The sequence below is a fragment of the Streptomyces sp. NPDC059909 genome, assembly GCF_042730885.1.
GTDB lineage: Bacteria > Actinomycetota > Actinomycetes > Streptomycetales > Streptomycetaceae > Streptomyces.
In genome coordinates this window covers 69,560-83,737 of the sequence record NZ_JBHWKX010000009.1, presented here as the reverse complement: position 1 = coordinate 83,737, position 14,178 = coordinate 69,560, and the positions used below count along the sequence as shown (strand labels likewise).

The following is a 14,178-nucleotide window of genomic DNA, read 5'->3' as shown; positions in this document are numbered from 1 at the left end:
GCCGGTTACCAGTCGGTGCACGAGTTCAGGAGAGTGTTCCCTTCGAACCGTGCCACCTGCACGCCGATGTCGAAGAGCCCATAGCTGTCCGAGGCCGTGGTGCTCCAGTTCTTGGTCGTGCCGGCGCCATCGAGGTTGGAGCGCCACGTCCAGTACTTCACGGTTCCGTGGACGTTCCGTGAGAGGAACCGAACGCGCACGTGATGTCCATCGGCGCTGGTGTCGCTCAGGTTGATGTTGAGACTGATCGTCGCGTCAGGCCCGTAGTAGTTGTTGGCGTCGTAACCGCCGGAGGCGCCGGTGGTGCTGCAGCCACGGAAAACGGTTGGGACGGCTGCTTGGGCAGAGCCCGACGACACTACGGTCAGCGCAAGTGCGGCCTGATTGTTGTGGTGCAGCGGCCGAGGGTCCTTCAAAGACGGCAAGTCAGCCTTGCGGTTCACGCGAACTGCAGACGAGAGGCCCGCACTTGCCGTCACGCCGCAGGCGTGTGCTCCGTCACCGTGACCCTCGTCAACAGGTCCTCGTACGACGTCCGGTCGAAGTCGCCCGCCGCCGGGGCCAGGACCGTCGCCGTCGCCAGGGCCACCGCGCGGGTCAGGCGGGCCGGCCAGGGGAGGGACTCCACCAGGCCGGACAGGAGGCCCGCGACGGCGGAGTCGCCCGCGCCCGTCGGGTTGCCCAGGACCTTCGCCGGCGGGGTTGCCTGCCAGGTGCCGTCGGGGGTGGCGGCCAGGATGCCGTCGGCGCCCAGGGACGAGACCACCGTGCGGGCGCCGCGACGACGGGCGTCGTGGGTTGCGCGCAGGGGCTCTTGGGAGCCGGTGAGCTGGGCGAGCTCGTCCACGTTCGGCTTGACCAGATCGGGGCGGGCCGCGATGCCGCGGCGCAGCGGTTCGCCGCTGGTGTCCAGCAGGGCGGGGACGCCGGCCGCCCGGGCCCGGCGGACCAGTTCGGCGTACGCGCCGACGTGGATGCCCGGCGGGAGGCTGCCGCACAGGGCCACCGCATCGGCGTCCCGCAGGAGCGTCTCGTACGTGGTGAGGAACGCGGCCCACTCGTCGGCGGTGACGACCGGGCCCGGCTCGTTCAGCTGGGTGGTGTCGCCGGTCGCCTCGTCGACGACGGCGAGCGTGCGGCGCGTGTTCCCGGCGACCGGGACGAGTGCGTCGCGCACCGGCAGGGGCGCCAGCTGGTCGCGCAGGACCGCGCCCGTCGGGCCGCCGGCGAAGCCGGTGACGACCGCCTCGTGGCCGAGCGCCGCGAGGACGCGGGCGACGTTGAGACCCTTGCCGCCGGGGCGTTCGGTGACCTCGGTGACGCGGTGGGAGGTGTGCGGGACGAGCGCGGGGACCCGGTAGGTGAGGTCGAGGGCGGTGTTCAGCGTGACCGTCAGGATCACTTCTGACACCCCCGGAAAATGCGCTGGTCATGGTGCTTGCCATGGACTCGCCACGGCCGGACGGGTCCTGATCATGCCAAAAAGAAGGCGGTTGGCCCAGACCCCCGTCGGCCAACCGCCCCGCGCACCGGGCCGTGCTACGGCTCGATCAGCCACGCGCCCTTGCGCATCACGCCCTTGAGCGCGAAGTCCGCGTCCAGCACCACCAGGTCCGCGTCCTTGCCCGGCTCCAGCGAGCCGACCCTGTCGTACACGCCGAGCAGTCGCGCCGGGTTGGCCGAGATCGCCTGCACAATGTCCTCGACCGGCAGCCGGTCGACGGTCGCCGCCCGCCGGAACGCGGTGTCCAGCGTGAGCGTGGATCCGGCGATCGAGCCGCCCTCCACCAGCCGCGCGACGCCGTCCTTGACCTCGACCTCCAGCGGCCCGAGGTGGTAGACCCCGTCGCCGAAGCCCGCCGCGTCCATCGCGTCCGTGATGAACGCGACCCGGGCCGCGCCCGCGCGGTGGAACGCCAGCTCCAGCGCGGCCGGATGCAGATGCGTGCCGTCGTTGATCAGCTCGACCGTGATCCGCTCGTCCTCGAGCAGCGCCGCGATCGGTCCGGGCGCGCGGTGGCCGAGGGCCGGCATCGCGTTGAAGAGGTGGGTCGCAACGGTCGCACCCGCGTCGATCGCCTCCACCGTCTGCTCGTACGTCGCGTCCGTGTGCCCGATGGCCGCGATCACGCCGTGCTCGGCGAGCAGGCGTACGGAGTCGATGCCGCCGGGGAGTTCGGTGGCGAGGGTGACCATCTTGGCCGTGCTGCGTGCCGCGTCGAGCAGCTTGCGCACCTCCGCCGGGTCGGGGTCGCGCAGCAGCTTCTCGCTGTGCGCGCCCTTGCGGCAGGGGGAGATGAAGGGTCCCTCGAAGTGGATGCCGGCGAGGTCGCCCTGTTCGACGAGCTCGGACAGGAACCCCGCCCGGTGGGTCAGGAAGTCCATGTCGCCGGTGACGGTGGAGGCGACCATCGTGGTCGTGCCGTGCTGGTGATGGGTCCGTACGCCCGCGAGGACGTCGTCTGCGGTCCCGGAGGTGAAGGACGCGCCGCCGCCGCCGTGGTTGTGCATGTCCACGAAGCCGGGGACCAGCCAGTGGCCGGAGAGGTCGGTCGAGGGCGTGTCGGCGGGGGCATGCCCGGTGAACCGGGTCCCGTCGACGATCACCCGCCCGTTCTCGACGACGCCGGTGGGCAGCACCACCCGGGCACCCGTGAGAACCATCCGGTCGGCCATCAGGCGGTTACCTCCGTGTCGAGAGCGTCCGTTGTGTCTGAGTCGTGTGAGCCATGCGAGTCGCGTGACTCGAGCGCGTCGCGCGAGGTGAGCAGGTCCCAGGCCAGGAGCCCCGCGCCCAGGCAGCCGGCCGTGTCCCCGAGGGCGGCCGGGACGATCGCGGGCAGCTTCTGGAACGTGACCCGTGCCGCCACCGCCGCCCGCAGCGGTGTGAACAAGGTTTCTCCTGCCTCGGCGAGACCGCCACCGATGATCAGGGTGCGCGGGTCCAGCAGGGTGAGCGCGGTGACCAGCCCGTCGGCCAGCGCGTCGACCGCCTCCTGCCAGACGCGTGCGGCGGCCGGGTCCCCGGACTCGACGGCCTTGGCGCAGTCGGCGGCGTCAGCGCCGGGGTCGCCGCCGGCCGCGGCCCAGGCCCGGGACACGGCGGACGCCGAGGCGAGGGTCTCCAGACAGCCGCGCTGCCCGCACCCGCACTCCGGCCCGCCGGGCCGCACGACGACATGGCCGATCTCGCCGGCGCAGCCGTGCGCTCCGGCCTCGATCGTGCCGTCGATGCCGATGGCCCCGGCGATCCCGGTGCCGAGCGGTACGAACAGGAACCGGTCGGCGCCCTTGCCCGCGCCGATCCGCCCCTCGGCGAGGCCGCCGGTGCGGACGTCGTGGCCGAGGGCGACGGGGACGCCGCCGAGCCGCTCGCCGAGCAGGTCGCGCATCGGGACGTCGCGCCAGCCGAGGTTCGCCGCGTAGACGGCGATGCCGCCCTCGGCGTCGACGATGCCGGGTACGGCGACCCCGGCGGCGACGGCGCTCTCGCCGTACCGCTCACGGCCGTACACGCGTAGCTCCGCGGCGAAGCCGAGGATGGTCTCGATGACCGCATCGGGGCCGCGCTCCCGGCCGGTCGCGCGCCGCGCCTCGTGGAGCAGTGCCCCGTCCGCCCCCACGAGGGCGGCCTTCATCCCGGTGCCGCCCACATCGAGGGCGATGACGTGTCTCACGCGTACAGTCTCGCGCGCGGACCCAGGAAAGGTCTAGTCCACTGTCCGGGGCTTCCGTGTTTTGCCGAAGCGTGGCCGTGTGGTGTAGCCGCCCGGGCACCGGCGGGCCGGGCCCCCGGGTGTGCCCCGTACCCTCCGGTGCGCCCGGGTGTCCGTCCTCGAACGCCGGACGCGCCGAGTGTTGCCCGGCACCGGCGGGTGGTCCTGCTTCATGGCGCCGCCTCGCCCCTCCATCCCCAGGCGGTCAGCATCCCCGGCGACAACCCGGTGCACTGGGGGGAGTCCAGGCAGCGCACGGCCTCGTCGATCCGCGCGTCGTCGACCAGCCCCGTCGCCACCATGGCCGCCCGCGCCCGGCCCCAGGTGTCGGCCCAGAACCTGCTGATCGCACTGCCCGGCACGAGCGGCGGCACATGGATCTCGGCCGCCACGGACCCGAGCCCCGCCGCGCGCAGCAGTTCCGGGTAGTGCGACACCCTCGAGACGTCGGTGCCGATGCTGTCGCGCAGTCCCCGCCACATGGCCCGCATGGCGGTGGTGTACGGCGTGACGGGTGCGGAGTCCGTCGTGAGGTCCACCGCGTCGCTCACGACCAGAACGCCGCCGGGGGCGAGCAGGCCGCCGAGCGCCGCGACCATCCGCTCCGGGGACGGCAGGTGCATGAGCACGAAGCGGGCGTGCACCAGACGGAAGACGCCGGGGGAGAAGCCGTCCGCGGTGACGTCCGCCTCCAGCACGCTCAGTCCCGGCTCGGGGTGCTCCGCGAGGAAGCGCACGTCGCGGTCCACCGCGAGCACCTCCGCGACACCCGCCTCGCGAAGGAGCCGCCGGGCCACCGTGCCGGTGCCCGCCCCCACGTCCAGGCACGTCCAGCCGGGGCCCACGCCCAGCTCTCGCAGCCGGGCCATGGTCGTGTCGTCGTAGGCGAGGGCCCCGAGGTCGATGCGGTCGCCCTCGCCCCTGTCCTCGGGGCGGAAGACCCGCTCGCCGTAGCGCCCGTCGCCCGCGGGTCTCGCCTGGTGCGACGGCCTGGCTCCGCCGGCCATGAGGTCATTGTGGCAAGCACGTGCGGACGCGACCACCGGGCCGGGACGGCAGGCCGGCCGTCCCGGCCCGTCGTCCGTCGTCCGTCACCCGTCGCCCGTCGTCCGTAGCTCGTCAGGGCTTCCCCCGGAGGAGCGCCGGATGCGTGACGGCTGGGCGCATTATGTTGCTCATATGACCGATGGTGAGGAGCTGTCCGAGCGGGATCGGGCCGTGCTCGGGGTGGAACGCGCCGACTGGGCAGGGCCCGGGGCCAAGGAGCGGGTGATCCGGGAGCGGCTGGGCATGTCGCCGACGCGGTACTACCAGGTGCTGAACGCGCTCCTGGACGACCCCCGTGCGCTGGCGCACGACCCCGTGACCGTCAACCGGCTTCGGCGAGTGCGCGACGCCCGGCGCGAGCGCCGATAGGGTCGGAGCATGGGCAGCCATTTGGACCATGCACTGCCGGAGCCGGTCACGTCCGCCGGGCGTGAAGGGCTCGCCGCGATCCTCGAGAGGCCGCAGGAGACCGTGGTCGCGCTCGATTTCGACGGGACGCTCGCCGAGATCGTGCCCGACCCCGAGCAGGCCCGCGCACACCCCGGCGCCGTCCCCGCGCTGGCCGAGCTCGCGCCGCAGGTGGCGTCCGTCGCGGTCGTGACGGGCCGCCCGGCCGGGGTCGCCGTGCGGTACGGCGGATTCGCCGGCGTTCCGGGTCTGGAGCACCTCGTCGTGCTGGGGCACTACGGCGCCGAGCGCTGGGACGCGGTCAGCGGCACGGTGCACGCCCTGGCCCCGCACCCCGGCGTCGCGGCCGTACGGGCCGAGCTGCCCGGGTTCCTCGACGCCATCGGCGCCTGGCAGGGCACCTGGATCGAGGAGAAGGGGCGCGCGGTCGCCGTCCACACACGCCGCGCCGAGGACCCGCAGGCCGCCTTCGAGGCGCTGCGCGAGCCCATCGCCGAGCTGGCCGCACGGCACGGCCTGATCGTCGAGCCGGGCCGGCTCGTCCTGGAGGTGCGCCCGCCGGGCATCGACAAGGGCATCGCGCTCTCCGAGTTCGTACGGGACCAGCAGGCGGGCGCCGTCCTGTACGCGGGCGACGACCTCGGCGATCTCGCCGCCTGCGCCACCGTCGAGAAGCTCCGCTCCGACGGGGTGCCCGGACTGCTCCTGTGCAGCGGGACCGAGGTCCCCGAACTCGCCGAGCGCGCCGACGTCCTGCTGTCAGGCCCGGCCGAGGTCGTCGAATTCCTGGCCGCCCTCGCCAAGCGCCTGAAGCGCGTGTAGCTGGTCCAGGAACCACTGCTGCGGCGGCAGCGCCATCGCCGCCGCGGCCAGCCGCTTGCTGCGCTCGGCCCGCTCGCCGTCCGGCATGGTCAGCGCCTGGTGGAGCGCGGCGGCCGTGCCGGTGACGTCGTACGGGTTGACCCCGATGGCCTCCTCGTGGAGCTCCTCGTACGCCCCCGCCTCCCGCGACAGCACCAGCACGCAGCCCGCGTCCGAGACGACCGGGATCTCCTTGGCGACGAGGTTCATGCCGTCCCGGATCGGGTTGACCAGCGCCACGTCCGCCATCCGGTACGCGGCCAGCGACCGTGCGAAGTCGTCCTTGACGTGCAGGACGACGGGCGTCCAGCCGGGCGTCCCGTACTGCGCGTTGATCTCCTCGGCCAGCCGCGAGACCTCCGCCGTGTAGTCGCGGTAGACGGGGAGGTCCTGCCGCGAGGGGTAGGCGAAGGCCAGGTGCACGACCCGCTCGCGCCACTCGGGGTGCTCGTCGAGCAGCGCCCGGTACGCCAGCAGTCCGCGCACGATGTTCTTGGACAGCTCGGTCCTGTCGACCCGCACGATCGTCCTCCGACCGGGGCCGACCTGCTCGCGCAGCGCCACCATCCGCTCGGCGACGTCCGTCTCGTGCGCGCGCCTCCGCAGGAACTCGGCGTCCGCCCCGAGCCCGTGCACCCCGATCCACGTCCTGCCGCGGGCAGGCCCCGGCCCGCGGACCGTGATGCTGGGCGCCTCGTCCTTCGGCCAGGCCGGCACGACGTCGTACGGCCCCAGCACCGACGGGCAGGTGCGCATGAACGTCTGCGCCCACCGCGAGGTCAGGAACCCCAGCCGGTCCGCGCCCAGCATCCCGAGGAGCAGCTCCTCCGCGATGTCGTCGGGCAGCATCCGGAAGTACTCCGGCGGTGCCCACGGCGTGTGAGAGAAGTGCCCGATCCGCACATCGGGGCGGTACTCGCGGAGCATCCCCGGCGCGAGTGCCAGGTGGTAGTCCTGGATCAGCACGACCGCGCCGGGCGCCGCCTCCGCCGCCAGCACCTCCGCGAAGGCCCGGTTGTACGTGCGGTAGGCGATCCACTGCCGCCGGAACTCCGCGTCGAAGACCGGCTCCAGCGGGGTCTGGTACAGCATGTGGTTGACGAACCACAGCACCGAGTTCGCGATGCCGTTGTACGCGTCCGCGTGGACGGCCGGGTCGATGTCGAGCATCCGTACGCCCGGCTCGCCGACACCGCGCCGCACCGCCTCCCGGTCGCCGTCGCCGAGCGCGGAGCACACCCACAGGGCGCCCGCGCCTGGGCCGATCGCGGACAGCCCGGAGACCAGCCCGCCGCCGCCGCGTCTGGCGTCCAGCGTGCCGTCCTCGCGGAAGGCGTACGTGACCGGACCGCGGTTGGAGGCGACGAGTACGTGCGCCGCGCGCTCGGATGCAGCGTGCTCGGAGACCATGTCGCGAAACCTAGCCCGTCCCGTATCCGCTCAAACGTGCGGCAGGGCTCCGTCGGTGGAGTCCGGCCGCACGGTCACCCGGATTGCTCACCCGGACCACCCGCCCGCTCAGTGGTTGCGGCGCCGGTCGCGGGTCGCGGCGAGCGCGACCGCCCCGGCGGCGGCGAGTGCGACGGCGACACCGCCGAGCAGCCACAGCCGCTCGCCGGTGATACCGGTCGCGGCCAACTGGGGCAGGCTGCCGTGGGTGCCGGTACCGGCGGCCGGGCCGTGCCCGGCGGCACCGGGGGCCTGTGGCTTCGCGACGCCCTCCTCCGCGGCCTCTTCCTCCGTGCCCTCGTCGCCCGTGCCGCCGCTCGAGTTGCCGCCGGAGTCGTCGGCGGCCTCGTCGCGCGGTTCCATCGGGGACGACGGTTCCTCGGGCACCGCCTGGACGACGACGACCGGCGTCACCATGCACTTCTCGTCGTGGCTGTCCGCCGCGCAGTTGGACCGCGTCGACTCCGCCACCACGCTGTTGCGCAGCGACCCGTCCCCGGTGCCCGCCGCGCCGACGGTGACCGAGTACGTCACGGTCGCCGACTGCCCGGCCCGGATGTCGCCGACGTACGAGAGCTCGGGCTCCGCGTAGCTGACCTTCCCGGCCGAGGCCACGGCGTCGCCGTCGTACACGGCGTCGTCGAGGTTGTCGGTCAGGTCGTCGGTGAACCGGACGCCCGGCAGGTCGACGGTGCCGACGTTCTTCACCGTGACGGTGTACGTCACCGTGTCCCCGGGCTCGACCGATGCCGTCGACGCGGTCTTGGTGATCTCCAGATCGGGCCCCGGGGCCGACAGGGCGAACGCCGGCGCGGCGGCGGAGACCGTGGCGATGGCGGTGGCGAGGACCGTCAGCGCCCCGAGGAGGCGGGGCGGTCTGGAATTCCGGCGCCGAGCGCCCATGAGTCTCGTATAGCCCATAAGTCCGAAATCTAGGCAATAGACCCACGATCGACACTCTGCGCCGCGCCGCGTTACGCCGCCTGGGGGCAGGGCAGGCCTCCAGGCCCGCGGGGTGTGCCCGTACCGCGCGGTGGCGGCGTGCCCGTCCTCAATCGCCGGACGGGCTTAAGGCGGGCGGTGCCGCGGGGCCCGCGCAGCGGCCCCTACGCCGCCCGGCGCCTCGCGTACTCCGCGATCTCGAGCATCGGCGGCCGCTCCTCCGTGTCCACCGCATGCGTCCGCGGCACGAACCCCTCCTCGCGCCGCTCGAACTGCGTCAGTGCCGGTCGCACCAAGTGCCCCCGGGACAACCGCAGTTGGGCCGTGCGGTAGATCGCCGCCGCCATCCGGCCCAGCGCCTGGCCGTCCTGGTGCCGGTGCAGCCGTACGCCCACGTCCACCTGGGCCAGCGCGTCGAGCCCGACCGTGTGCAGCGCGTCGACGAGGAGGCCGAGCTCCACCCCGTATCCGACGGGGAACGGCAGCCGCTCCAGCAGGGAGCGCCGGGCCGCGTACTCGCCGCCCAGCGGCTGGACGAAGCCCGCCAGCTGCGGCCAGTGCAGATTCAGCAGCGGCCGCGCCACCAGCTCCGTCACCCGGCCGCCCTGCCCCGCGGCCGTGCCGAGCGGACGGTCGTACATCGCCTTCACGAACTGCACGTCCGGCTCGGTCAGCAGCGGGCCGACGATCCCGGACACGAAGTCCGCCGAGAACTCCTTCAGGTCCGCGTCCACGAAACAGACGATGTCGCCGGTCGTCACCAGCAGCGACCGCCACAGCACCTCGCCCTTGCCGGGCACGGCCGGTATCCGCGGGAGTATCGCGTCCCGGTGCACGACCCGCGCACCCGCCGCGGCCGCCACCTCGGACGTACGGTCCGTGGAGCCCGAGTCGACGACCACGAGCTCGTCCACGAGCGGCACCGCGTCCGTCATCAGCTCACGGCGGATCACGGAGACGATCTCGCCGACGGTCGCCTCCTCGTTCAGCGCAGGGAGCACCACACTGATCGTGGTTCCCCGCTTCGCGGCGACGAGCTGGTCGAGCGGGCGGTCTGCCACGGACCAGGACCGCCGGGCCAGCCAGCGCTCCACCTCTTCCAGCACCTGATCTCCATCTCGCGGATCGGACGACCATCTCAGACGTCCGGGGGTTCGGTTACAGTCTTGAACAACGCGGACGACCCTCGCATGCCGGGGTCGTCGTCACGCCGACAATCACATACCGCTCATCCAGAGGGGCAGAGGGAAACGGCCCGTTGAAGCCCCGGCAACCCTCCAGCCGGCCACGCGGCGGATGCCGCATATCGACACTGTGTCGCGATCATCGCGCGCGAGGCTCCCGGCTAGGGAAGGTGCCAAATCCGTCTCATGGCGAGATGCGCCATGAGGAAGATGAGGAGAAAGGGCCTCGCCTCCATGGCTGTAGAGACAGTTGCACCCACCACCGACACCGTCGATCTGGGCCCGGCCTCCGGCCTTTCGTGCCGCGAATGCGGCGAGCGGTTCGCGCTCGGTCCGATCTTCGCCTGCGAACTGTGTTTCGGTCCGCTCGAAGTCGCGTACGACCTGCCGAGCGGCAGCCCCGATGAGGCCGCAGCCCTGCGCAAGCAGATCGAGAACGGCCCCGCCAACATCTGGCGCTACGCGCCGCTCCTCCCCGTCCCCGCCGACGTGGCGAGCAAGCCGAACCTGAACCCGGGCTGGACCAAGCTCGTCCAGGCCGACAACCTCGCCCGCGAGCTGGGCGTGGAGCCGGGCAAGCTCTTCGTCAAGGACGACTCCGGCAACCCGACGCACTCCTTCAAGGACCGCGTCGTCGCCCAGGCCCTGGAGGCCGCTCGCGCCTTCGGCTTCACCACGCTCTCCTGCTCCTCCACCGGCAACCTCGCGGGCGCGGTCGGTGCCGCGGCCGCCCGCGCGGGCTTCCGCTCCTGCGTGTTCATCCCGCACGACCTGGAGCAGGGCAAGGTCGTCATGGCCGCGGTCTACGGCGGCGAGCTCGTCGGCATCGAGGGCAACTACGACGACGTCAACCGCTTCTGCTCCGAGCTCATCGGCGACCCGCTGGGCGAGGGCTGGGGCTTCGTCAACGTCAACCTGCGGCCGTACTACGGCGAGGGCTCGAAGACGCTCGCGTACGAGATCTGCGAGCAGCTCGGCTGGCAGCTGCCCGACCAGATCGTCATCCCCATCGCCTCCGGCTCCCAGCTCACGAAGATCGACAAGGGTCTGCAGGAGCTCATCAAGCTCGGCCTCGTGGAGGACAAGCCCTACAAGATCTTCGGCGCCCAGGCGGAGGGCTGCTCCCCGGTGTCCGTGGCCTTCAAGGCCGGCCACGACGTCGTACGGCCGCAGAAGCCGGACACCATCGCCAAGTCGCTGGCGATCGGCAACCCGGCCGACGGCCCGTACGTGCTGGACATCTGCCGCCGCACCGGCGGTGCCGTCGAGGACGTGACCGACGAGCAGATCGTGGACGCGATCAAGCTGCTGGCCCGCACCGAGGGCATCTTCACCGAGACCGCGGGCGGGACGACCCTCGGCGTGGCGAAGAAACTGATCGAGGCCGGCGTCATCGACCCGTCCCTCACGACGGTGGTCGTCAATACGGGTGACGGCCTGAAGACCCTGGACGCGGTGGCCCCCACGACGGGCATGTCCGCAGTCATTAGCCCCAACCTGGACTCTTTCCGAGAGGCTGGCCTCGCATGAGTGTCAACGTCCGCATCCCCACCATCCTCCGTACGTACACGGGCGGCCAGGCCGAGGTCCCGGCGGAGGGCGCGACCCTCGCCGAGGTCATCGCGGACCTGGAGAAGAACCACACGGGCATCGCGGCCCGTGTCCTGGACGACCAGGGCAAGCTGCGCCGCTTCGTGAACGTGTACGTCAACGACGACGACGTGCGCTTCGAGCAGGGCCTGGAGACGGCGACGCCGGACGGCGCGGGTGTCTCGATCATTCCGGCCGTCGCCGGAGGCTGACCGCAGGCCGCCGGCCCGTCGGCGATCGGCCCTCGGCCACCACACAGAGTCAACAGAATTGCCCCCTCCGCAAGCTAAGCGGAGGGGGCAATTCTGCATGGTTGAGCGCGGTAGAGTTGGGGAAGTCCCCTCCGCTGCTTGTGCCAGATGCATATGAGAATGCGTCCGCGCGCGACAAGAAGCAGCCAAAGTGTTCGAGCTTGTTGCGCACTAAGTGCGCTTTGTCCGGCCCGACTTGCCCGGGAATGCTCGGAATTCCATGAATTATCCGTTCGGTCGTGCCCAGAATTCTCGTCCGATTGACCTGTTGCAGACGGCAGTTGGACAGATACATTCAGCCGCGGTCGACGCGTTCCGGCGCACATCCACGCCTCTTCGTGGGTGAGGTCTGACCCGGGTCCGCGAAGTGCGGTCCTGTGCAAGGGCCAGTAATAGGGGAGTTAGGCATGGCTCAGGGCACCGTCAAGTGGTTCAACGCGGAGAAGGGGTACGGCTTCATCGCGGTCGACGGTGGTGCGGATGTTTTCGTCCACTACAGCGCGATCCAGATGGACGGTTACCGCACCCTGGAGGAGGGCCAGCGGGTCGAGTTCGAGATCTCGCAGGGTCAGAAGGGGCCGCAGGCGGACATGGTCCGTTTGGCCGGCTGAAGCGCCGACCGACTGCAGCGACGTAGCGGAGGGCCCGTACCTGGGACTGGGGTACGGGCCCTCTGTCGTGCCCGTCACCGGGTGCGGCCGACCGCCGCCCCCGAACGGCCGGGCCTCGAACAGCGGCCGCCACCCCTCGCAGACGCTTCTGGGGGCGGGTTGCGCCCTCCCGTCACCCGACCACCACCCCCCAACGGGCCCGCTTCGCGGGCGCGCCTTGCACTCTCTCTGCCCGAGTGCTAATCATTGGCGTTAGCACTCTCCGAGTGAGAGTGACAACGAAGGACCGGGTCGGTGAGGCCCGCAGGCCGGGTGGGGCAAGGAACCACAAGGCATGCAGGCCGTCCGTCGCGGGCGCCAACGCGGTCCGGAGAAATCCACCCCAGTCCGGGAGGACCACTTCACATGGCCAAGATCATCGCGTTCGACGAGGAGGCACGGCGCGGTCTCGAGCGCGGGATGAACCAGCTCGCCGACGCCGTCAAGGTCACCCTTGGCCCCAAGGGCCGGAACGTCGTCCTCGAGAAGAAGTGGGGCGCCCCCACGATCACCAACGATGGTGTTTCCATCGCCAAGGAGATCGAGCTCGAGGACCCGTACGAGAAGATCGGCGCCGAGCTGGTCAAGGAAGTCGCCAAGAAGACGGACGACGTCGCCGGTGACGGTACGACCACCGCGACCGTTCTCGCCCAGGCACTCGTCCGCGAGGGCCTGCGCAACGTGGCGGCCGGCGCCAACCCCATGGCTCTGAAGCGCGGCATCGAGAAGGCCGTCGAGGCCGTCTCCGGCGCCCTGCTCGAGCAGGCCAAGGATGTCGAGACCAAGGAGCAGATCGCTTCCACGGCCTCCATCTCCGCCGCCGACACCCAGATCGGCGAGCTCATCGCCGAGGCGATGGACAAGGTCGGCAAGGAAGGCGTCATCACCGTCGAGGAGTCCCAGACCTTCGGTCTGGAGCTGGAGCTCACCGAGGGTATGCGCTTCGACAAGGGCTACATCTCGGCGTACTTCGCCACCGACATGGAGCGTATGGAGTCGTCCCTGGACGACCCGTACATCCTGATCGTCAACTCCAAGGTCTCTTCGGTGAAGGACCTGCTCCCGCTGCTGGAGAAGGTCATGCAGTCGGGCAAGCCGCTGCTGATCATCGCCGAGGACGTCGAGGGCGAGGCCCTGTCGACCCTGGTCGTCAACAAGATCCGCGGCACCTTCAAGTCCGTCGCCGTCAAGGCCCCGGGCTTCGGCGACCGCCGCAAGGCCATGCTCGGTGACATCGCCATCCTCACCGGTGGCACGGTCATCTCCGAGGAGGTCGGCCTCAAGCTCGAGAACGCGGGCCTGGACCTGCTGGGCCGCGCCCGCAAGGTCGTCATCACCAAGGACGAGACCACGATCGTCGACGGTGCCGGTGACAGCGACCAGGTTGCCGGTCGCGTCAACCAGATCCGTGCCGAGATCGAGAACTCCGACTCGGACTACGACCGCGAGAAGCTCCAGGAGCGCCTGGCGAAGCTGGCCGGCGGCGTGGCCGTCATCAAGGCCGGTGCCGCGACCGAGGTCGAGCTCAAGGAGCGCAAGCACCGCATCGAGGACGCCGTCCGCAACGCGAAGGCGGCCGTCGAGGAGGGCATCGTCGCCGGTGGTGGCGTGGCTCTCATCCAGGCTTCCACGGTCTTCGAGAAGCTCGAGCTCGACCTGACGGGCGACGAGGCCACGGGTGCCGCGATCGTGAAGCTGGCCCTGGAGGCCCCGCTGAAGCAGATCGCGATCAACGCCGGCCTCGAGGGCGGCGTCGTGGCGGAGAAGGTCCGCAACCTGCCGACCGGTCACGGCCTCAACGCCGCGACCAACGAGTACGTCGACCTCATCGCCGAGGGCATCATCGACCCGGCGAAGGTCACCCGCTCGGCCCTGCAGAACGCGGCCTCCATCGCCGCGCTGTTCCTCACCACCGAGGCCGTCATCGCCGACAAGCCGGAGAAGGCCGCCGCGGCCGCTCCGGGCGGCATGCCGGGCGGTGACATGGACTTCTGATCGACCTCTGGTTGATCAACTGTCCTGAGTACCGAGGGCGGCACCCCTACTCCCAGGGGGGTGCCGCCCTCGGGCGTTCCCGTGG

Annotated in this window: 14 protein-coding genes and 1 riboswitch; of the genes, 6 read left to right on the top strand and 8 right to left on the bottom strand. The window is 71.4% G+C overall.

Annotation, left to right across the window (positions count from 1 at the left end):
* Positions 1–5: 5 nt before the first annotated feature.
* The 5 genes from ACFV9O_RS09450 to ACFV9O_RS09430 form a co-directional block, all read right to left on the bottom strand.
* Complete coding sequence (locus tag ACFV9O_RS09450; protein WP_385414522.1) at positions 6–443, bottom strand: hypothetical protein; 438 nt, start codon at positions 441–443, stop codon at positions 6–8.
* A gap of 32 nt (positions 444–475) precedes the next feature.
* Positions 476–1,402 carry a 1-phosphofructokinase family hexose kinase gene (locus tag ACFV9O_RS09445; protein WP_385414668.1) on the bottom strand — a complete coding sequence of 309 codons (927 nt, stop codon included), beginning with the start codon at positions 1,400–1,402 and terminating at the stop codon, positions 476–478.
* Positions 1,403–1,539: 137 nt separating this feature from the next.
* Entirely contained in the window at positions 1,540–2,676 is a 1,137-nt protein-coding gene (gene nagA, locus ACFV9O_RS09440) for an N-acetylglucosamine-6-phosphate deacetylase (RefSeq protein ID WP_385414519.1), read from the bottom strand.
* A complete protein-coding gene (locus ACFV9O_RS09435) occupies positions 2,676–3,677 on the bottom strand; it encodes an ROK family protein (protein WP_385414516.1) in 1,002 nt (333 codons plus the stop codon). The genes nagA and ACFV9O_RS09435 overlap by 1 nt, the downstream gene beginning before the upstream one ends.
* Before the next feature lie 209 nt (positions 3,678–3,886).
* Positions 3,887–4,723, bottom strand: a complete 837-nt coding sequence (locus ACFV9O_RS09430; protein ID WP_385414514.1) for a class I SAM-dependent methyltransferase — start codon at positions 4,721–4,723, stop codon at positions 3,887–3,889.
* A gap of 172 nt (positions 4,724–4,895) precedes the next feature.
* Between ACFV9O_RS09430 and ACFV9O_RS09425 the strand changes: the two genes are divergently transcribed.
* Together ACFV9O_RS09425 and otsB are read left to right on the top strand one after the other, a co-directional pair.
* Positions 4,896–5,132, top strand: a complete 237-nt coding sequence (locus tag ACFV9O_RS09425; protein WP_385414511.1) for a DUF3263 domain-containing protein — start codon at positions 4,896–4,898, stop codon at positions 5,130–5,132.
* Positions 5,133–5,141: 9 nt separating this feature from the next.
* Positions 5,142–5,993 carry a trehalose-phosphatase gene (gene otsB, locus ACFV9O_RS09420; RefSeq protein ID WP_385414508.1) on the top strand — a complete coding sequence of 284 codons (852 nt, stop codon included), beginning with the start codon at positions 5,142–5,144 and terminating at the stop codon, positions 5,991–5,993.
* Here the strand turns inward: otsB and ACFV9O_RS09415 are convergent.
* From ACFV9O_RS09415 to ACFV9O_RS09405, 3 genes are all read right to left on the bottom strand, one after another.
* A complete protein-coding gene (locus ACFV9O_RS09415) occupies positions 5,931–7,442 on the bottom strand; it encodes a trehalose-6-phosphate synthase (protein WP_385414506.1) in 1,512 nt (503 codons plus the stop codon). The genes otsB and ACFV9O_RS09415 overlap by 63 nt on opposite strands.
* 108 nt (positions 7,443–7,550) lie before the next feature.
* Positions 7,551–8,402, bottom strand: a complete 852-nt coding sequence (locus ACFV9O_RS09410) for a CARDB domain-containing protein (protein WP_385414503.1) — start codon at positions 8,400–8,402, stop codon at positions 7,551–7,553.
* Between the two features lie 185 nt (positions 8,403–8,587).
* Positions 8,588–9,529, bottom strand: a complete 942-nt coding sequence (locus ACFV9O_RS09405; protein ID WP_385414501.1) for a glucosyl-3-phosphoglycerate synthase — start codon at positions 9,527–9,529, stop codon at positions 8,588–8,590.
* A 119-nt stretch (positions 9,530–9,648) separates the two neighbouring features.
* Positions 9,649–9,824, top strand: a riboswitch (SAM riboswitch).
* Between ACFV9O_RS09405 and thrC the strand changes: the two genes are divergently transcribed.
* The 4 genes from thrC to groL all read left to right on the top strand — a co-directional run bounded on the left by thrC (position 9,818) and on the right by groL (position 14,093).
* Positions 9,818–11,137, top strand: a complete 1,320-nt coding sequence (gene thrC, locus ACFV9O_RS09400; RefSeq protein WP_385414499.1) for a threonine synthase — start codon at positions 9,818–9,820, stop codon at positions 11,135–11,137. (Overlaps the previous riboswitch by 7 nt.)
* On the top strand, positions 11,134–11,409 hold the full coding sequence (locus ACFV9O_RS09395) for a MoaD/ThiS family protein (RefSeq protein ID WP_018847107.1): 276 nt from the start codon (positions 11,134–11,136) through the stop codon (positions 11,407–11,409). Before thrC ends, ACFV9O_RS09395 begins: the two co-directional genes overlap by 4 nt.
* Before the next feature lie 446 nt (positions 11,410–11,855).
* Positions 11,856–12,059, top strand: coding sequence for a cold-shock protein (locus tag ACFV9O_RS09390; RefSeq protein ID WP_009339379.1), 204 nt, complete (start codon positions 11,856–11,858; stop codon positions 12,057–12,059).
* Between the two features lie 405 nt (positions 12,060–12,464).
* On the top strand, positions 12,465–14,093 hold the full coding sequence (gene groL, locus ACFV9O_RS09385; protein ID WP_385414496.1) for a chaperonin GroEL: 1,629 nt from the start codon (positions 12,465–12,467) through the stop codon (positions 14,091–14,093).
* The last annotated feature ends 85 nt before the right edge of the window (positions 14,094–14,178 follow it).

Bases quoted from the DNA above. Each gene is read 5' to 3' on its own strand.
- nagA (WP_385414519.1), bottom strand. From the start codon at position 2,676: ATGGCCGACCGGATGGTTCTCACGGGTGCCCGGGTGGTGCTGCCCACC.
- ACFV9O_RS09430 (WP_385414514.1), bottom strand. From the start codon at position 4,723: ATGGCCGGCGGAGCCAGGCCGTCGCACCAGGCGAGACCCGCGGGCGAC.
- ACFV9O_RS09425 (WP_385414511.1), top strand. From the start codon at position 4,896: ATGACCGATGGTGAGGAGCTGTCCGAGCGGGATCGGGCCGTGCTCGGG.
- otsB (WP_385414508.1), top strand. From the start codon at position 5,142: ATGGGCAGCCATTTGGACCATGCACTGCCGGAGCCGGTCACGTCCGCC.
- ACFV9O_RS09415 (WP_385414506.1), bottom strand. From the start codon at position 7,442: ATGGTCTCCGAGCACGCTGCATCCGAGCGCGCGGCGCACGTACTCGTC.
- ACFV9O_RS09410 (WP_385414503.1), bottom strand. From the start codon at position 8,402: ATGGGCTATACGAGACTCATGGGCGCTCGGCGCCGGAATTCCAGACCG.
- thrC (WP_385414499.1), top strand. From the start codon at position 9,818: ATGAGGAGAAAGGGCCTCGCCTCCATGGCTGTAGAGACAGTTGCACCC.
- ACFV9O_RS09395 (WP_018847107.1), top strand. From the start codon at position 11,134: ATGAGTGTCAACGTCCGCATCCCCACCATCCTCCGTACGTACACGGGC.
- ACFV9O_RS09390 (WP_009339379.1), top strand. From the start codon at position 11,856: ATGGCTCAGGGCACCGTCAAGTGGTTCAACGCGGAGAAGGGGTACGGC.
- groL (WP_385414496.1), top strand. From the start codon at position 12,465: ATGGCCAAGATCATCGCGTTCGACGAGGAGGCACGGCGCGGTCTCGAG.